Origin of the sequence: Pantoea sp. ME81 (assembly GCF_903970985.1) — a bacterium.
In the GTDB taxonomy this organism is placed as follows: Bacteria; Pseudomonadota; Gammaproteobacteria; order Enterobacterales; family Enterobacteriaceae; genus Pantoea; species Pantoea communis.
On sequence record NZ_CAJCKS010000097.1, the window covers coordinates 1 to 18755 of the forward strand.

Annotated in this window: 21 protein-coding genes; 16 read left to right on the forward strand and 5 right to left on the reverse strand. The window is 54.3% G+C overall.

Annotation, left to right across the window (positions count from 1 at the left end; all coding sequences use genetic code 11):
• From H7A81_RS17065 to H7A81_RS17075, 3 genes are all read left to right on the forward strand, one after another.
• Window positions 1–1367 (forward strand): glucose PTS transporter subunit IIA (locus tag H7A81_RS17065; protein WP_182058143.1); only part of this gene is annotated, 1367 nt, incomplete at its 5' end.
• Between the two features lie 151 nt (window positions 1368–1518).
• Entirely contained in the window at window positions 1519–3186 is a 1668-nt protein-coding gene (gene glnS, locus H7A81_RS17070; RefSeq protein ID WP_038648266.1) for a glutamine--tRNA ligase, read from the forward strand.
• 234 nt (window positions 3187–3420) lie between these two features.
• Window positions 3421–3816: a hypothetical protein gene (locus tag H7A81_RS17075; RefSeq protein WP_038648263.1), complete on the forward strand. Its 396-nt coding sequence runs from the start codon at window positions 3421–3423 to the stop codon at window positions 3814–3816.
• A gap of 61 nt (window positions 3817–3877) precedes the next feature.
• Here H7A81_RS17075 and fur read toward each other — a convergent pair whose 3' ends face one another.
• The 4 genes from fur to ybfF form a co-directional block, all read right to left on the reverse strand.
• Window positions 3878–4327 (reverse strand): ferric iron uptake transcriptional regulator, encoded by a 450-nt coding sequence (fur, locus tag H7A81_RS17080; protein ID WP_058962149.1) that lies wholly within the window; start codon window positions 4325–4327, stop codon window positions 3878–3880.
• A 355-nt stretch (window positions 4328–4682) separates the two neighbouring features.
• Window positions 4683–5213, reverse strand: a complete 531-nt coding sequence (gene fldA / locus H7A81_RS17085) for a flavodoxin FldA (RefSeq protein ID WP_034829111.1) — start codon at window positions 5211–5213, stop codon at window positions 4683–4685.
• Window positions 5214–5348: 135 nt separating this feature from the next.
• A complete protein-coding gene (gene ybfE / locus H7A81_RS17090) occupies window positions 5349–5624 on the reverse strand; it encodes a LexA regulated protein (RefSeq protein ID WP_034829114.1) in 276 nt (91 codons plus the stop codon).
• A 168-nt stretch (window positions 5625–5792) separates the two neighbouring features.
• The gene (gene ybfF, locus H7A81_RS17095) at window positions 5793–6557 is read right to left on the reverse strand and encodes an esterase (RefSeq protein ID WP_166933021.1); all 765 of its coding nucleotides are present in this window, start codon (window positions 6555–6557) and stop codon (window positions 5793–5795) included.
• 248 nt (window positions 6558–6805) lie between these two features.
• On the opposite strand from ybfF, the gene seqA reads away from it, so the two are divergent.
• The gene (gene seqA, locus H7A81_RS17100) at window positions 6806–7351 is read left to right on the forward strand and encodes a replication initiation negative regulator SeqA (RefSeq protein ID WP_166933023.1); all 546 of its coding nucleotides are present in this window, start codon (window positions 6806–6808) and stop codon (window positions 7349–7351) included.
• Window positions 7352–7376: 25 nt separating this feature from the next.
• The gene (gene pgm / locus H7A81_RS17105; RefSeq protein WP_034829119.1) at window positions 7377–9017 is read left to right on the forward strand and encodes a phosphoglucomutase (alpha-D-glucose-1,6-bisphosphate-dependent); all 1641 of its coding nucleotides are present in this window, start codon (window positions 7377–7379) and stop codon (window positions 9015–9017) included.
• A 79-nt stretch (window positions 9018–9096) separates the two neighbouring features.
• On the opposite strand, the gene kdpE is transcribed toward pgm, so the two are convergent.
• On the reverse strand, window positions 9097–9771 hold the full coding sequence (kdpE, locus tag H7A81_RS17110) for a two-component system response regulator KdpE (protein ID WP_182058145.1): 675 nt from the start codon (window positions 9769–9771) through the stop codon (window positions 9097–9099).
• 245 nt (window positions 9772–10016) lie between these two features.
• Between kdpE and H7A81_RS17115 the strand changes: the two genes are divergently transcribed.
• From H7A81_RS17115 to H7A81_RS17165, 11 genes are all read left to right on the forward strand, one after another.
• Window positions 10017–10217 carry a YbfA family protein gene (locus H7A81_RS17115; protein WP_182058146.1) on the forward strand — a complete coding sequence of 67 codons (201 nt, stop codon included), beginning with the start codon at window positions 10017–10019 and terminating at the stop codon, window positions 10215–10217.
• Window positions 10218–10370: 153 nt separating this feature from the next.
• On the forward strand, window positions 10371–11327 hold the full coding sequence (locus tag H7A81_RS17120; RefSeq protein ID WP_034829125.1) for a 2-thiouracil desulfurase family protein: 957 nt from the start codon (window positions 10371–10373) through the stop codon (window positions 11325–11327).
• Between the two features lie 12 nt (window positions 11328–11339).
• Window positions 11340–12767: a deoxyribodipyrimidine photo-lyase gene (phrB, locus tag H7A81_RS17125; protein WP_182058147.1), complete on the forward strand. Its 1428-nt coding sequence runs from the start codon at window positions 11340–11342 to the stop codon at window positions 12765–12767.
• A 22-nt stretch (window positions 12768–12789) separates the two neighbouring features.
• Entirely contained in the window at window positions 12790–13533 is a 744-nt protein-coding gene (locus tag H7A81_RS17130; protein ID WP_182058148.1) for a type 2 GTP cyclohydrolase I, read from the forward strand.
• A 149-nt stretch (window positions 13534–13682) separates the two neighbouring features.
• Window positions 13683–14339, forward strand: a complete 657-nt coding sequence (gene pxpB / locus H7A81_RS17135; protein WP_166933029.1) for a 5-oxoprolinase subunit PxpB — start codon at window positions 13683–13685, stop codon at window positions 14337–14339.
• Window positions 14333–15265: a 5-oxoprolinase subunit PxpC gene (gene pxpC / locus H7A81_RS17140; RefSeq protein ID WP_038648230.1), complete on the forward strand. Its 933-nt coding sequence runs from the start codon at window positions 14333–14335 to the stop codon at window positions 15263–15265. Before pxpB ends, pxpC begins: the two co-directional genes overlap by 7 nt.
• Complete coding sequence (pxpA, locus tag H7A81_RS17145) at window positions 15255–15992, forward strand: 5-oxoprolinase subunit PxpA (RefSeq protein ID WP_058962139.1); 738 nt, start codon at window positions 15255–15257, stop codon at window positions 15990–15992. Before pxpC ends, pxpA begins: the two co-directional genes overlap by 11 nt.
• Before the next feature lie 57 nt (window positions 15993–16049).
• Window positions 16050–16778, forward strand: coding sequence for a DUF969 domain-containing protein (locus H7A81_RS17150; RefSeq protein WP_034829137.1), 729 nt, complete (start codon window positions 16050–16052; stop codon window positions 16776–16778).
• Window positions 16778–17794, forward strand: coding sequence for a DUF979 domain-containing protein (locus H7A81_RS17155; RefSeq protein ID WP_182058149.1), 1017 nt, complete (start codon window positions 16778–16780; stop codon window positions 17792–17794). The genes H7A81_RS17150 and H7A81_RS17155 overlap by 1 nt, the downstream gene beginning before the upstream one ends.
• Window positions 17795–17801: 7 nt before the next feature.
• A complete protein-coding gene (pcp, locus tag H7A81_RS17160; RefSeq protein WP_058962137.1) occupies window positions 17802–18449 on the forward strand; it encodes a pyroglutamyl-peptidase I in 648 nt (215 codons plus the stop codon).
• 11 nt (window positions 18450–18460) lie between these two features.
• Window positions 18461–18755 (forward strand): DNA-formamidopyrimidine glycosylase family protein (locus tag H7A81_RS17165; RefSeq protein ID WP_304622190.1); only part of this gene is annotated, 295 nt, incomplete at its 3' end.

Genomic DNA, 18755 nt, shown 5'->3' on the forward strand with positions numbered 1-18755 from the left:
TTGACGTGGCAGGCATTAACGATATTCCTAAGTTCCTTGGCGGTGCACAATCAATCGCGAATGGCACGGGTATCCCGGGCATCACCGGTCGCTATCAGGCGGGCTTCTTCCCGATCATGATGTTTGGCTTGCCGGGTGCAGCATTGGCTATCTTCCACTGCGCACGTCCAGAAAACCGCGCGAAAGTCGGCGGTATCATGCTGGCTGCGGCCTTCGCGGCCTTCTTCACGGGGATCACTGAACCGCTGGAATTCTCCTTCATGTTCGTGGCACCGGTGTTGTATGTGATCCATGCCGTATTGACCGGTATCTCGGTATTTATTGCTGCGAGCATGCACTGGATTGCAGGCTTCGGCTTCAGTGCCGGTTTGGTGGATATGGTGCTGTCAACGCGTAACCCGCTGGCGGTGAATTGGTGGATGCTGATTCCACAAGGTCTGGTGTTCTTCGCCATCTACTATGTGGTATTCCGTTTCACTATTCAGAAATTCAATCTGATGACGCCGGGTCGTGAATTGTCTGCGGGCGATGAAACTGACGGCTACGACGTCAACGTTGATCACAGCGGTAACGGTGAAAGCCAGACCGAATCACTGGCACGTCGTTACATTGCCGCCATCGGCGGTTCAGACAACCTGACCAACATCGATGCCTGCATTACTCGTCTGCGTCTGAACGTCAAAGACTCAGCCCAGGTGAATGAAGGCGTGGCGAAACGTTTGGGTGCGTCTGGTGTGATTCGTTTGAACAAGCAGAGCGTGCAGGTGATTGTCGGCACGCAGGCTGAAAGCATCGCCTCCGCAATGAAAACGGTATTGAGCAAAGGCCCGGTTGCTGCGGCTTCCGCTCCTGCAGCAGCAGCGCCTGTTGCGGCAAAACCTCAAGCCGTGCTGAACACCGAAAAAGCCGTGATTGCTACGCTGGTGGCACCGGTGACCGGTGAGATTGTCGCGCTCGACGCGGTGCCGGATGAGGCGTTCGCCAGCAAAGCGGTGGGCGATGGTCTGGCAATCAAGCCAACCGACAAAACGGTGGTGGCTCCGATCGCCGGTACCGTGGTGAAAATCTTCAACACCAACCATGCGTTCTGTCTGGAAGCCGCTAACGGCGTTGAGATCGTGGTGCACATGGGCCTGGACACCGTGGCGCTGGAAGGAAAAGGCTTCACCCGTCTGGTAGAAGAGGGAGCAACCGTCACTGCCGGTCAGCCGATTCTGGAGATGGATCTGGACTTCCTCAACGCCAACGCGCGCTCAATGATTAGCCCGGTGGTGGTCAGCAACAGCGATGATTTCGCCGGACTGAATCTGCTGGCCAGCGGTTCAGTGGTTGCAGGTGTGACACCGTTGTATGAAGTGAAAAACTAAGTCCTTGTGATTTAGCCAGAAGGCAGGAAGCAATTCCTGCCTTTTTTGTTTTAAAACGACCAACAAACGGTTGTTTCCCTCCTGCGCTTTGTGGATCATACTCCGTTACTTCGTGGTACAAATCACCCGCTATTGTTTTGAGGATTTTGAGATGAGTGAGGCTGAAGCCCGCCCAACGAACTTTATTCGTCAGATCATCGACGAAGACTTGGCGAGCGGTAAGCACAGCAGTGTGCATACCCGTTTCCCGCCTGAGCCCAATGGTTATCTGCATATTGGCCATGCGAAATCTATCTGCCTGAACTTTGGTATCGCCCAAGATTATCAAGGACAGTGCAACCTGCGTTTTGACGATACTAACCCGGTGAAAGAAGACCTGGAGTTCGTTGAATCCATCAAGCGTGACGTGCAATGGCTGGGCTTTGAGTGGAGCGGCAACATTCGTTACTCCTCAGACTATTTCGACCAACTGTTTAACTACGCCGTTGAGCTGATCAATAAAGGTCTGGCTTACGTTGATGAGTTGTCTGCGGAAGAGATCCGTGAATATCGCGGCACCCTGACTGCGCCGGGTAAAAACAGCCCGTACCGCGACCGCAGCGTGGAAGAGAACCTTGCGCTGTTCCAGAAAATGCGTGATGGCGGTTTCGAGGAAGGTAAAGCTTGTCTGCGTGCCAAAATCGACATGGCATCGAGCTTCATTGTGATGCGCGATCCGGTGCTGTACCGCATTAAGTTTGCCGATCACCATCAGACCGGCAGCAAGTGGTGCATCTACCCGATGTACGACTTCACACACTGCATTTCGGATGCGATCGAAGGTATTACGCACTCATTGTGTACGCTGGAGTTCCAGGACAACCGTCGCCTTTACGATTGGGTGCTGGACAACATCACCATTCCGCAGCATCCGCGCCAGTACGAATTCTCGCGGCTGAATCTGGAATACGCGGTGATGTCGAAGCGCAAGCTGACGCAGTTGGTCACCGAGAAAGTGGTGGAAGGCTGGGATGATCCCCGCATGCTGACCGTTTCAGGTCTGCGCCGTCGTGGTTACAGCGCGGCCTCGATTCGTGAATTCTGCCGCCGCATCGGCGTGACTAAACAGGACAATATCGTTGAGATGGCGTCGCTGGAATCCTGTATTCGTGACGATCTCAATGAGAACGCACCACGCGCGATGGCGGTACTTGACCCGTTGAAAGTGGTGATCGAAAACCTGCCCGCCGGCCACGAAGAAACGCTGACCATGCCTAATCATCCAAACAAGCCGGAGATGGGCACGCGTGAAGTGTCGTTCAGCCGTGAAGTGTGGATCGATCGCGCTGACTTCCGTGAAGAAGCCAACAAACAGTACAAACGTTTGGTTCTGGGCAAAGAAGTGCGTCTGCGCAATGCTTATGTGATTCGTGCTGAGCGTGTGGCGAAAGACGAAGAGGGTAACATTACCTGCATCTATGCCACTTGTGATGTTGACACCCTGAGCAAGGATCCGGCGGATGGTCGCAAAGTGAAAGGTGTGATCCACTGGGTTTCCGCCATTCATGGACTGCCAGCTGAGTTCCGTCTTTACGACCGTCTGTTCAGCGTGCCAAACCCCGCGGCGGCTGAGGATTTCCTCACCACCATTAACCCGAACTCGCTGGAGATCAAACAGGGCTTCGTGGAGTCTGGTTTGCGTGAAGCGGCCACTACCGCAGCTTATCAGTTTGAACGTGAAGGTTATTTCTGTGCCGATAGCGTCTACTCACAGCCGGGTAAATTGGTGTTTAACCGCACGGTTGGACTGCGCGATACCTTCGCGAAGATTGGCGAGTAATATCTTTCGTCGATAGCACAATATGATCATGAAAGGGCGAGCAATCGCCCTTTTTTATTGCCTGTAATTCGCCACGGGCAATCAATTATGCTGAAGGCGGCAAGCTGAGCTTGTTGTCTATTTTGCGACAATTCTGACTTTAGCAAAATTAACCCATTTGCGAGTGTGAAAAATTGTATTTCAGGTAGGCTATGCGCTCTAAATAGAGCTCTGCGGGTTATCAAAGGAAAAAAAATGACAAGTCTCGCCCTGGAAGCTAAGCATAGTGTGGTGGTATTACATCAGCTTATTGAACGTGTTTTTAACCAGGTAGAAGGCAGTGATGACAGCATGGAACTGCTTTTGTCACACTTTCACCCGGATTTCAAAATGGTGACGCCGCTGGGTAAGCAGCTGGATCTGAATGAGACCGAAGTGCTGTTTCGCAAACTGCACGGTCAGCGGGAAGGGCTGCGCATTGCCACCAGTGAGCATGCCATCATTTCTCAACAGAGCCAGGAAGTGACGATTCAGTATCGTGAACTGCAGATGTTGAACGGCACCCATCAAACGCGCATCTCTTTGGCTGTGCTGGATTGCAGCACCACCATTCCTCGCTGGCGCTACCTCCACGAGACCTTTATCGCTTGATAACAGGCATAAAAAAACCGGTGACCAGCACCGGTTTTTTTATATTGCATAGCACACTCAATTACTTATCGTGGAGCGTCTCGTCTTCGCGGCAGTCTCCCAGTGCACAGTGGCCGTACAAGTACAGGCTGTGGTTACTGAGTTTAATGCCATGGCGAGTGGCAATCTCACGCTGACGCGTTTCGATTGATTCATCGCTGAATTCGATCACTTTGCCACAATCCAGGCAGATCAAGTGGTCATGGTGATGCTGCTGAGTCAGTTCGAATACGGATTTGCCGCCTTCGAAGTTATGACGGGTGACGATACCCGCGTCATCAAACTGGTTAAGAACGCGATATACCGTTGCCAGGCCAATCTCTTCGCCCATATCGATCAGGCGCTTATACAAATCTTCCGCACTGACGTGATGGGACTCGGGGCCCGGTCCCTGAAGCACTTCCAAAATTTTCAATCTTGGCAGAGTGACTTTCAGGCCAGCCTTCTTCAATGCGGAGTTGTTGTCAGTCATTCGGATATTGTCCTGTTACTTTGCATGTCACTTACGGCGCAGGGGCCTTGAATGTTTAGGTCACACGTATTCTCATTTGCGTCTCATTATAGAACTCAAGCAGTGAAATGAAAACCGGGGTATCGCGCAAATCAACAAAAGTCGTAAGGATAAACATCGCCTACGTCAGCGCGGAACGGTGTGGTTTGGGTTTCCATTTCACTCAGCCTCAGTCAACAATCAGAGGAATAAGCGGATGACCATTGCGGGTATTCTACAGATTTGCGGGGAAAAGTTAAAAAACCGTAGCTATTATTTTTATAGGAAATTCCTTTGTCCCAATGTGAGCCAGCGCTCACATTGGGGAGGCGAGACATCAGGCTTCGATGATCTCTTTTAACTGCAGCTCATCAAAAATCTGTTTCACCCAGGCATCAACACGTTCGTTGGTCAGCTCAGGTTGACGGTCTTCGTCAATTGCCAGGCCGAGGAAGTGTTTGTCATCGGCCAGACCTTTTGAGGCTTCAAAATGATAGCCCTCAGTCGGCCAGTGGCCCACAATCACCGCGCCATTTGGCTCAATGATGTCGCGAATCGTGCCCATCGCATCACAGAAATATTCTGCGTAGTCTTCCTGGTCGCCACAACCAAACAGCGCCACCAGTTTGCCATTAAAGTCGATCTCTTCCAGCGTAGGGAAGAAGTCATCCCAGTCACACTGTGCTTCGCCGTAATACCAGGTAGGAATGCCCAGCAGCAGGATGTCGAACGCTGCGAGATCTTCTTTGGTGCTCTTAGCAATGTCATGCACTTCGGCGACATCTTTACCCAGTTGTTTCTGGATCATTTTTGCAATGTTTTCAGTGTTGCCGGTATCGCTGCCGAAGAAAATGCCTACGATTGCCATGGGTTAAGTAACCTCTTAAAGCCTGATTGTGAAAGTAAGTCAATTGACTGCACATGTTAGCGAATGATAGCAGACCGTTGAAAAGGGCGGAACGAGTAAAGCCTGAACTTTGTGTTCCTGCGTGCGGTCAGCGCGCTAAGACAGTTTGAGTTGCGCCAGCAGCATTTGTTCAATCAATTCGCTGCGGCTGATATTTTGTTGCTCGGCCAGCGTGTTCAAAGCGTCTACCGCCTCGCTGGACATTTTCAGCTCAACACGACGCAGCCCTCGCACTTTATCGCGCTTGAGCTGGTTACGTTTGTTGATACGCAACTGTTCGTCACGTGTCAGCAGGCTGGTTTTGGGTCGACCAGGACGCCGCTCGTCTGCAAAAAGATCAAGCGTGGTACGGTCAGTCTGTTCTTTTGCCATGATTTGTGAAACTGAGTGGGCGCGAACGGCGGAAAGGCGCTGCGCGATTTATACATTATCGGCCCGACCGCGGCGAAAAAATCATCCGCGGCAAATTTTTAGCGCGACATCATACTCCAGCGCCATCCGCGACGCCAACCCTAAACCGCATACGGCAAGCTTTTGCTTTTACAGGTTAAAAAAACGACGAACTGCGCGCAAAACCGCATCAGGTTTTTCGGCATGGACCCAATGACCGGCCCCGCTAATCACGTGTGCGTGTGCCTGCGGGAACTGACGCAGCAGTGCATCGCGGTGCTGATTGTCGAGGTAAGGAGAATCGCCACCGCGAATAAACAATGCGGGATGTGGCCAGGCGGGAACTTCTTCCCAGCCAGAAATCGTGGTGTAGTTGTCCCACAACACCGGCACGTTAAAGCGCCATTCGCCCTCGACAAAGGACTTGAGGATAAACTGAATCACCCCCTCTTCGGCGACATGTTGGCGCATCACCTCGGCCGCTTCACTGCGACGCGTCACACCCGCGGCGGTGACGGCGCGAATACCGGCAAAGATTTCATCGTGGCGGCGGGTTTGGTAATCCACGGGCGCGATATCGATCAGCACCATCTTCTCAATACGTTCGGGGGCCACGGCACTCAGTGCCATGGCGATCTTACCGCCCATCGAGTGGCCTATCACGCCAGCGCGTTCAATCTGGTGTGCATCCAGCGTCTCCACGATATCTTGCGCCATGGCGTGATAATTCATCACCTCACTGCGCTCAGATAAACCATGGTTGCGTACGTCCACTTGTAACGTGGGGCGAGCATCCCGTACGCCGCGTGCCAGCACGCCAAGGTTATCCAGGCTGCCAAACAGGCCATGAATTAACAGAATCGGGGACGCTTCAGGGGGAGATTGTTCAGTTTGCAGACGGGCGTTCAAAATCATGGCTAAAGTTCTTACGGTTGTGACCTTGGCTTAGGGTATCATGGATTCACCTGTCCAGGAGCCAGCCGGCCAGGCATTAGGGCATATTCCGACTTTTGCCCTGAAACGACGCCAGCGCTATCGGCTGCCACGGATTTAACTTTATAATCCTTATGTTAGAGCCCGCTCACGTTTTGCACAGCTCGATTTTGCTAAGGCCGTTGCAATAAAGCGTGGTTCTGTCATTTGCCAGAATTGTACGGAATAAGATGAAAACGATTGAAGTTGACGAAGAACTCTACCGTTATATTGCCAGCCACACGCAGCACATTGGTGAAAGCGCCTCGGATATTTTGCGCCGCATGCTGAAGTTTACCGCGGGCCAGACCGCACCGACTGCACCTGTCGCTGCGGCTTCGGCTTCGGTCAAGGAAGCGCAGCCAGTGCGCAGCGAAGCGCGTCCTCAGGATCGCGTACGCGCCGTGCGTGAACTGCTGCTCTCTGATCAGTATGCTGAGCAGAATAAGGCGGTTAATCGCTTTATGCTGGTACTGTCAACGCTCTATCGTCTTGATCCAGCAGCCTTTGCTGATGCGACTGCCTCGCTGCAGGGCCGCACTCGCGTCTATTTTGCGGGTGACGAGCATACGCTGCTGCAAAATGGCACCCATACTAAGCCGAAGCACGTTCCTGGCACACCGTACTGGGTGATCACCAATACCAATACAGGCCGCAAATGCAGCATGGTGGAACACATCATGCTGGCGATGCAGTTCCCTCAGGAACTGACAGAGAAAGTTCGCGGCACCATTTAAACTGAAGCGTCAGGGAGAAGCGCCAATGGCCAATCACCCCCGTGCCGGGCAGCCTGCCCAGCAGAGCGATTTGATTAACGTTGCACAATTAACCTCGCAGTATTACGTCCTGAAGCCCGATGCGGCTAACCCGGACCATGCGGTGAAATTTGGCACTTCTGGCCACCGCGGCAGCGCGGGACGCCAAAGCTTCAATGAAGTGCACATTCTGGCGATTGCGCAAGCCATCGCAGAAGAGCGCAAAAAGAATGGCATCACCGGTCCGTGCTACGTGGGTAAAGATACTCACGCACTGTCTGAGCCGGCGATTCTGTCGGTGCTGGAAGTGCTGGCGGCGAACGGTGTGGATGTGATCGTGCAGCAGGATAATGGCTACACGCCAACGCCGGCGATCTCCAACGCCATTCTGGAACACAACAAACGCGGTGGCGCGCAGGCGGACGGTATCGTCATCACGCCTTCACACAACCCGCCAGAAGATGGTGGCATCAAGTACAACCCGCCAAACGGCGGTCCGGCTGATACCAATGTCACCAAGGTGGTGGAAGATCGCGCTAACCAGCTGATCAAAGGCGAACTGAAAGACGTGAAACGTCTGCCGCTGGATCAGGCCTGGGCAAGCGGCCATATCGTTGAGCAGGATCTGATTCAGCCCTATGTTGAAGGTCTGGCTGAAGTCATTGACTTCCCGGCAATCCAGAAAGCGGGCCTGAAAATCGGCGTTGATCCATTAGGTGGCTCCGGTATCGCTTACTGGCAGCGTATTGCTGAGCACTATAAGTTGGATCTGACCATTGTTAATGATGCGGTCGATCAGACTTTCCGCTTCATGCATCTGGATAAAGATGGCGTGGTGCGTATGGACTGTTCGTCTGAGTGCGCGATGGCGGGTCTGCTGGCGTACAAAGATAAGTTCGATCTGGCGTTCGGTAACGACCCGGATTACGACCGTCATGGCATCGTCACGCCTGCTGGCCTGATGAACCCGAACCACTATCTGGCCGTGGCGATTAATTACCTGTTCCAGCATCGCCCGCAGTGGGGCAAAGATGTGGCGGTGGGTAAAACCCTGGTCTCCAGCGCAATGATTGACCGTGTGGTCAATGACATTGGTCGCAAGCTGGTTGAAGTGCCAGTCGGCTTCAAATGGTTTGTTGATGGCCTGTTTGATGGCAGCTTCGGTTTCGGCGGAGAAGAGAGCGCGGGTGCTTCCTTCCTGCGCTTCGATGGCTCAGCCTGGTCAACCGATAAAGACGGTATCATCCTGTGCCTGCTGGCAGCCGAAATCACTGCGGTGACCGGCAAGAACCCGCAGCAGCACTATGACGAACTGGCAGCACGCTTCGGCGCGCCAAGCTATAACCGTCTGCAGGCGCCGGCGACCTCAGCGCAAAAAGCGGCACTGTCTAAGCTTTCGCCGGAAATGGTGAGTGCTGACACGCTGGCGGGCGATCCGATTACTGCACGTCTGACCGCAGCACCGGGCAACGGCGCGTCAATCGGTGGTCTGAAAGTGATGACCGAAAACGGTTGGTTTGCTGCGCGTCCGTCAGGCACGGAAGACGCTTACAAAATCTACTGTGAAAGCTTCCTTGGCGCTGAGCATCGCCAGCAGATCGAGAAAGAAGCCGTAGAGATTGTCAGCGAAGTGCTGAAAAACGCGTAATTAAACGTCGAGGCGCGCTATGTGCGCCTTTTCACGCGTTTTCCATGGAACGACCCACGTGACAACATGGGTCGTTTTTTTATGGCATAAACCGATAGCCGATAGCGGTTTCGGTCAGCAGATGGCTGGGTTGGGTGGGATTGCTTTCCAGCTTCTGACGAAGATGTCCCATATAAATGCGCAGATAGTGGCTGTGCTCCACCGCATTCGGCCCCCACACCTGATTCAGCAACTGACGCTGCGTCAGCACTTTTCCGGCATTGTTCAGCAACAAACTCAGCAGGCGAAACTCGGTGGGCGTCAGGTGAATTTCCTGTTCGTTACGCAGCACGCGGCGCGCAGCCAGATCGACACTCACTTCCCCAAATTTCACGATCGGCTCAGGCTGGCTGCTTTGATGGCGACGTAACGCCACGCGCACGCGGGCCAGTAACTCGCCGATACCAAACGGCTTAGTCAGATAATCATCTGCACCGGCATCCAGTGCATCGATTTTGTCCTGCTCATCACTGCGCGCAGATAGCACAATCACCGGCATGCTGCTCCACTGGCGCACTTCACGGATAAAGTCGTTGCCGTCACCATCCGGCAGCCCAAGATCGAGGATCACTAAATCCGGCTTTCGTGTCGCTGCTTCAATCAGCCCGCGCTGTAATTGCTCCGCTTCCACAATTTTCAGACCTTCGCTTTCCAGCGCCAGGCGCACGAAACGGCGAATCTCTTTTTCATCTTCAACAATCAAGATGGTCGTCACGCTGACTCCTGCCACAGGTAAAGTTAACACGGCACTTTATCAAGAATTGGTCACCGCGTCCGTCATGATGTTTGTAACCTTGCGAGATCTCTACGTTTACAATTATGTAACTTACTTTCAGCTGAAGCCGTAAAGCACAAAAAAAGACCAAAATTAGTGGTCGGATGAGTAGTAAAATTACACAATCAGGCGTAATATCTGAAGCAGATCACATTTCAACGCGAAAATTACCCCAGGAGGCAATCATGTATCAGGCATATCCACTCTATAAAATCGTGTTGCGCCGTGCGCTGGCGGTATTGGTCGGCATACTTGCCTTACCCGTCATGCTGTTCCGCCAGGATCGTGCCCGTTTCTATAGCTATCTGCACCGCGTCTGGTGTAAGACCAGCACCAAGCCAGTCTGGCTGGCGCAGACAGAAGCGATAGGCAGCATCCACTGGTAAGCGTTTCAACGACTCCTTTAGAACCCGGCAGCTTCAATCAAGCGCCGGGTTTTTTTATTCTAAACTTTGTCTGTATTCCCCGGTTACCCGCTGTTTTCCCTCGCCGTTTCAGCTACACTTAAACCTCTACAAGAATTTGGAGGTTGTACAAGTATGAGCGAAAAAATTCCTGTCGGTATCAGCGCTTGCCTGCTCGGGGATAAGGTCCGTTTTGACGGTGGCCACAAGCGTTTCGCTTTTGCAACTGAAGAACTAACGCCCTTTATCCGCTTTGAACCGGTGTGTCCGGAAATGGCAATTGGCTTGCCCACGCCGCGTCCCGCACTGCGTCTGGTCAAAGAGTCGGATGATCAAATCCATCTTTGTTTCAGTAAAGATGGCGGGCAAGAGGTGACCGATGAGATGGAGCGCTGGTCGGCCGATCGCGTGAAATCCCTGCATCACCTTTGCGGCTATATTCTCTGCGCAAAATCACCCAGCTGCGGTCTTGAGCGCGTGCGAGTCTATCAGCCCGATACCAATGACAATCGCAAAGCGGGCACCGGCGTATTCACTGCCTTTCTGCAAAAAGAGATGCCATGGCTGCCTTTAGAGGAAGATGGCCGTTTGCATGATGATGCTATCCGCGAAAACTTTATGGGCCGCGTGTATGCGCTGCATGAGTTCAATGAAATGTGGCGCAGCGGTTTAACCCGCCACAAGCTGATCGCCTTCCACAGTCGATACAAGTTGCTGCTGCTGTCTCATGCGCAGGATGAGTATCGCGAGATGGGACGCTTTGTGGCCGCGATGGAGCAGTGGGATTCATTGGATGATTACGCCTATGAATACCGGATTCGCCTGATGCATTTGATGTCCCACCAGGCTTCGCGTCGTAATCACACCAATGTGCTGATGCATGTACAGGGCTACTTCCGCCCGCAGTTGTCCTCACCACAGCGCCAGGAACTGGCGCAGCTAATCGATCGTTATCGCACTGGCGTCCAGCCACTGTTGGTTCCCATCACCATGCTGAAACATTACATGGCAGAGTACCCGCATCCGTGGCTGGCGCAGCAACGTTACTTTGATCCTTACCCGGAAGCGCTGCGTCTGCGCTACGGACAATAATCCCGGAGCATTATGACCACCCACTTAGTCTGGTTGCGTAACGATCTGCGCATCAATGACAACACTGCGCTGGCTGCTGCCTGCCGCGACAGCCATGCCAGGGTGCTGGCGCTGTTTGTTGCCACGCCCAAACAGTGGCAGCAACATCATATGGCACCGAGGCAGGCGGCTTTTATTCATCAGAATCTGTGTGCGTTGCAAGATTCACTGGCCGAGCGCGGTATTCCGTTGCATTACCATCAGTGCGATGACTTTGCTGCTTCTGTGGATTACCTGAGTGCGTTTTGCGACCAGCATCAGGTGGATGAGTTGTATTACAACTATCAGTATGAAATTAATGAGCGCGAACGTGATGCGACCGCCGAAAAGCGTCTCGATGCCCAGGGCGTAATTTGTCAGGGCTTTGATGACAGCCTGTTATTGCCGCCTGGCAGCGTGCAGACCGGCAATCACACCATGTTTAAAGTCTTCACACCGTTCAGCCGCGCCTTTGTCCGTCGACTGCATCAGGGGTTACCGGAGTGTCATCATGCACCGAAAGCGCGCCGTGATGCGCCGATCAGTGCGGGTAAGAAAATCCCTGCTTTTGATTATCCGCAGGAAGATTTCGATGCATCGCTGTTTCCCGCTGGGGAAGAGGCAGCGCTGAAGCAATTGCGCCATTTCGGCAAACAATCGGTGCAGCACTATCCCGACGTGCGCGATTTACCGGCACTAGATGGCACCAGCCGCTTATCGCCTTATCTGGCGATTGGGGTGCTGTCTCCGCGCCAATGTTTGCATCGTATTCTGAAAGAACACCCAGATGCACTGAACGAGGGTAAAGCCTTTACCTGGCTGAATGAACTGATCTGGCGCGAGTTTTACCGTCATCTGATGGTGGCCTTTCCGGCGTTGTGTAAGCACCAGCCGTTTGTGGAGTGGACGCATAACGTACAGTGGCAGAAAAACGAGGCGCATCTCACTGCGTGGCAGCAGGGCAAAACGGGATATCCCATCGTCGATGCGGCAATGCGCCAACTCAACACACTGGGCTGGATGCACAATCGCCTGCGCATGATTGTTGCCAGCTTTCTGGTAAAAGACCTGCTGATCGACTGGCATGACGGTGAGCGCTACTTCATGCAGCAACTGATTGATGGCGATCTGGCGGCCAACAACGGTGGCTGGCAGTGGGCGGCCTCAACGGGCACCGACGCGGCACCGTACTTTCGCATATTCAATCCTACGACTCAGGGGGAACGCTTTGACGAGAAAGGCGAATTTATCCGCCAGTGGCTACCGGAATTGAAAGATGTGCCGGAGAGTGACATTCATCAGCCGCAGGTGTGGGCGAAGAAAAACAATAAGAAACTCGATTATCCCGCGCCAATCGTGGAACATAAGGACGCACGTAAAAAGACACTAGACGCCTTTGAGCGCGCGCGCAGCGCGGCCTGAGGCGGTCAGGGAGCCCTACTAAATGAATCATGTCGAGTTAGAACATATTGTTAATCAGCAGCTGAACACCAGCGCCTTCAGTGACTATGCGCCCAATGGTTTGCAGGTGGAAGGTCGCGCGGAAGTGAAAACTGTCATCACGGGCGTGACCGCCTGTCAGGCGCTGCTGGATGAAGCGGTCAAGCGCAATGCTGACGCTGTTCTGGTCCATCATGGGTATTTCTGGAAAAGCGAATCGCCGCTGATTAAAGGAATGAAACGCCAGCGTCTGCATACGCTGCTGGTCAATGATATCAACCTGTATGGCTGGCACCTGCCGCTCGATGCCCATCCGCAGCTCGGCAACAATGCACAGCTGGCAAAGTTGTTTGGTATTGAAGTGAAAGGGGAAATTCAGCCGCTGGTGCCGTGGGGCGAATTGACTGAACCGTTGAGCGGTGAAGCGCTGGCGGCGAAAATCGCCGAACGTTTAGGTCGTAAACCGTTGCACTGTGGTGATAATGCCCCGGCACTGATCAAACGCGTCGCCTGGTGCAGTGGTGGCGGACAGGGCTTTATCGATAGCGCGGCTGCTTTTGGTGTAGATGCGTTTATCACGGGCGAAGTTTCTGAGCAAACCATTCACAGCGCACGTGAACAAGGCCTGCACTTTTTCGCCGCCGGGCATCATGCCACCGAGCGCGCTGGTATCAAGGCGCTGGGCGAATGGCTGGCGCAGAGCTATGGCCTCGACGTAACCTTTATTGATATCGACAATCCTGCCTGATTTCTCCTCTTCGCGTCCTTAACCCACGTTAAGGACGCAAATCTGTTGACACATCTCTGTCACTTTCGCATAACTTATTGACTTTCATTATAAGCAAAGCGATTTGTGGACATTTTTTGTCCGCGCTAATCATGACCGGGAGGTGGGTTTTGCAACGAGCACGTTGTTATCTACTGGGTGAGCGAGCGGTGGTGCTGGAGCTGGAACCCCCCGTTTCACTCGCCAGCCAGCAGCGCATCTGGGGACTGTGCCAGCGCCTGCAGCACAATGAACAGGTTCAGGAAGTGATTCCGGGGATGAATAACCTGACGCTGCTACTGCGCGATCCGCAATTGAATGCACTGGATGCCATCGAGCGTTTACAGCGCTGGTGGGAAGAGAGTGAAGAACAGATTCCTGAATCGCGCCGGGTGGAAATTCCGGTGGTGTATGGCGGTGCGGGTGGTCCCGATCTGCAAGTGGTGGCAGATGGCGCCAGCCTGTCGCCAAAACAGGTCGTCGAGCTGCACAGCAGTGTTGATTACGTGGTCTATTTCATCGGCTTCCAGCCTGGTTTTCCCTATCTCGGTGGCTTGGATGAACGTCTGCACACGCCGCGGCGTGCTGAACCGCGAGTTATCGTTCCCAGTGGATCAGTCGGCATCGGTGGCAGTCAGACCGGTATTTATCCCTTGGCCGCACCTGGCGGTTGGCAGCTAATTGGCCATACGCCCGTCAGCCTGTTTGACCCCTTACAACACCCGCCGACACTGCTGCGCCCCGGTGACAGCGTGCGCTTTGTGCCGCAACAGGAGGGCGTATGTTAAACATTCTACGCGCCGGATTGATGACCTCGATTCAGGATCAGGGCCGTACCGGCTGGCGGCAATATGGCATCAGCGTTAGCGGCGCTCTCGATCAACCTTCAATGCGCACCGCCAATATGCTGGTGGGCAACCCGGAAGAGAGTGCGGTATTAGAGATTGTGCTTGGCCAGTTTAAAGCGGAATTTAAACGTGACGGCTGGTTTGCACTCACTGGGGCAGGTTGTAATGCCGATCTCGATGGCAAACCGGTGTGGACTGGCTGGCGCTTACCGGTGAAAAAAGGCCAGGTCTTATCACTGGCGATGCCGGTGCGCGGTATGCGTAGCTATCTGGCAGTCAATGGTGGTTTCGCCATAGATGAGATGCTCGGTTCACACAGTACCGATCTCAAAGCGGCTTTTGGCGGTTTCCAGGGCCGTAAGCTGCAGGACGGCGATCAGCTGCCGTTGGGCAAACCCTCCCGCACCTTCAAAGGCAAAGCGGGCGTTCGTCAGTTGTTGTGGGGCAACCGCATTCGCGCTTTACCGGGCCCGGAGTATAACGAGTTCACGCGCGAAGCGCAGGAAGGTTTCTGGCGCAGCCCGTGGAAGCTGAGTCCGCAGAGTAATCGTATGGGTTACCGCATGCAGGGCCGCCAACTGCAGCGTAAAGCCACGCGTGATTTGTTGTCACATGGGTTAGTGCCCGGCGTGGTGCAGGTGCCGCCTAACGGCCAACCGATTGTGCTGATGGCCGATGCACAAACTACGGGCGGCTATCCGCGTATCGCCTGTGTTATCGAAGCTGACCTGTATCAACTGGCGCAGATTCGCCTCGGTGAGCCGATTCACTTTATCCATTGCACACTAGAAGAAGCGCTTCTGGCGAAACAACATCAGCAACGCTCCTTCGACCAAATAGCCTGGGGGCTTGCACATGAAGATTGATCTTAATGCTGACCTGGGTGAAGGCAGCGCCAGCGATCAGGAGCTGCTAACGCTGGTGAGTTCGGCCAATATCGCCTGTGGATTCCACGCCGGTGATGCGCAAACCATGCTGCAATCGGTGCGCTGGGCCAAAGCCTCAGGTGTGGCGATCGGCGCCCACCCGAGCTTTCCGGATCGCGAGAACTTTGGTCGCACCGCGATGCAGCTGCCGCCGGAAACGGTGTATGCGCAGATGATCTATCAGATCGGTGCATTAAAGAGCATCGCCGAAAGTGAAGGTGAGCGTTTAGTGCATGTGAAGCCGCACGGTATGCTGTACAACCAGGCCGCGGCGGATGCCACGCTCGCCGATGCGATTGCCCGCGCGGTGAAAGCGGTGGATCCCGCATTGATTCTGGTCGGTCTGGCGGGCAGTGCTTCCATCAAGGCGGCTGCGCATCATGGCTTGCGCACGCGAGAAGAGGTATTCGCCGACCGTGGCTATCTGGCAACCGGCGCACTGGTGCCGCGCAGCCAGCCAGGCGCGATGATTGAAGAAGCCGAGCAGGCGCTGGCGCAAACGCTCACTATGGTGCAGCAGCGTCAGGTGCAGAGTATCAGCGGGGAGTGGGTGAAAGTGAATGCCGAGACCGTCTGCTTACATGGTGATGGCGCACACGCGCTGCAATTTGCGCGTACGTTGCGCGCGGCTTTTGCTACCCATCAAATTACTGTGACCAGCGCATAACAAATAACAACTCGCCCGATCTGTATCGGGCTTTTTATTTCTGATGAGGGGAAAAACATGGATAACGTGGTCAATCTCTGGCCGTTACTCGGCATTGCCGCCATCGTTCTGGGATTCGTGTTGCGCTTTAACCCGGTGCTGGTGGTGATTGTTGCCGGTTTTGTTACCGGCCTGGCCGCGCATCTGCCGCTGGCCGATATTCTGGAGAAACTTGGTTCCGGCTTCCTGAACACCCGCAACCTGCCGCTGATTTTGCTGCTGCCGCTGGCCGTGATCGGTTTGCTGGAGCGCCACGGTTTGAAGGAGCGCGCACAAAGCTGGATCGCGCAGATCAAAACCGCGACGGCGGGCCGTTTGCTGATTGTCTATCTGTTCGTGCGTGAAATCACCGCAGCACTCGGTTTAACCAGCCTCGGAGGTCATCCGCAGATGGTGCGTCCACTGCTGGCACCGATGGCAGAAGGCGCCACAGAAAACCGCTATGGTGAAGTGCCCGATGAAGTGCGCCATCGCTTGCGCGCCATGTCGGCAGCCACCGATAACGTCGGGCTGTTCTTTGGTGAAGATATCTTTGTCGCATTCGGCGCGATTATCTTCATGCACAACTTTATGCAGGAGTCGGCAGGCATTAGCACCGAGCCGCTGCATATCGCTTTGTGGGGTATTCCCACCGCACTCTGTGCCTTCCTGATCCATTCGGCGCGACTGGTGCGCCTTGACCGTCAGCTGGCGCGTGAATTGGGTGCCATTAATCAGCAGGCGTTGCACGCCAAAGGCGGGAAATAATGTTTCAGCAACAATATCTGATGTGGCTGGCAGGGGGGATCCTGCTGGTGGTCGCCGTTCTCTCCTGGCGTGATGCGGCTAACCCAAGACGCTTTACCACCGGTTTATTCTGGGCGCTGTATGGCCTGATGTTCCTGATTGGTGATGGTGCTTATCAACTAATGGGGCGGTGGGCAGGCGATACCGCTGCGGGTAAACGCATGCTGCACATTGGCGTCGGCATTGCGGTGGTGTTGATGGCGTTAATTGCCGGTTTCGGCGGCGTGCGTCTCGGCAGCTATCATCAGCGCAGCGATCAGCAGAAGCGCGAAAGTGCACAGCGTCTGCGTAATAAGCTGTTTTTACCCGCGCTGGCGATTCCGGTGGTCACCGTGATTGGTGTGCTGGCGTTTAACAATATTCCGGGTTTGCAAGATGCTGTGTTTGGCCCGGGTAATCATTCAACGCTGGTGACCCTGTTCTCAATGATGGTCGGCTGCGTGCTGGGTTGGATCATCGCGCTGCAAATCACCCATGAAAAGCCGCTGCAGTCGATGCAGGAAACTCGCCGCCTGCTGGATGCGGTGGGGTGGGCATTTATTCTGCCGCAAATTCTTGCCACGCTCGGTCTGTTATTCACCAGCGCGGGCGTCGGCACTGCGATTTCACATCTGACTGAACAGTATCTGGCAGTGGACAATCGCCTGATTGCGGTTGCGGTGTATGCGATTGGCATGGCGCTGTTAACCATGGTGATGGGCAATGCGTTTGCCGCTTTCCCGATAGTGACGGCTGGCATTGGGATTCCTATTCTGGTGCTGCAACACGGCGGCAATCCGGCGGTCATGGCGGCAATTGGCATGTTCTCTGGCTATTGCGGCACCCTGATGACGCCGATGGCGGCGAACTTCAACATCGTACCCGCGCGGTTACTGGAGTTGCCGGATCGAAACGGGGTGATCAAGGCTCAGGTGCCAACCGGTGTGCTACTGTTGGTGGTAAACGTATTCCTGCTCTACTTCCTGATGTTCTTGTGAGGTCGCAATGAAAACGGTATTGATGACGGCGTTTGAGCCGTTCGGTGGCGAAACCATTAACCCTTCATGGGAAGCGGTGCGCAGTTTTGACGGTAAAGAGATTGCCGGAGCCCGTATTGTGGTGCGCCAGCTACCCGTGGTGTTTGCCACCTGCGGAAAGGTGCTAACGCAAGCGCTGGATGAGATTCAACCTGACCGAGTATTGTGCGTGGGCCAGGCCGGTGGGCGTGTTGATATCACCGTCGAACGTGTGGCGATCAACGTAGATGATGCGCGTATTCCCGACAACGATCAGCAGCAGCCGATCGACCAGCCCATCGTGATGGATGGACCTGCCGCCTATTTTTCCACTTTACCGATTAAAGCGATGGTTGCAGCACTGCGTGAAGTGGGTGTGCCGGCCTCGGTATCGCAAACGGCCGGCACATTTACCTGTAATCACGTGATGTACAGCCTGTTGCACTGGCTGAAGACCACCAACAGTCCGGCACGCGGGGGCTTTATTCATATCCCCTATATGCCGGAACAGGCGGTGAACCATCCCGGCGTCGCCAGTATGGCGACGGCCAGCGTGATCCTGGCGCTGGAAACCTCGTTGCAGGTGATGTTGAGCACTGAAAATGACATCCGCGTGGTCGGTGGATCGACGCATTAACAGGAGAAGTTATGCCTGAAGGACCGGAGATCCGCCGTGCGGCGGATCAACTGGCAGCGGCGATGGAAGGCAGGCCACTCACTGATGTGTGGTTTGCCTTTCCTGAACTGAAAACCTACGAACCGGCACTAATGGGTGAAACCATTACGGCTTTTGAAACACGTGGCAAAGCACTGCTGACGCATTTTTCGAATGGCTTAATTCTCTATAGCCATAATCAATTGTACGGCGTGTGGCGAGTGGTACCGACCGGCACTGAACCCAACACTTCGCGGCAGTTGCGCGTGCGGTTGGCAAACGCCGAAC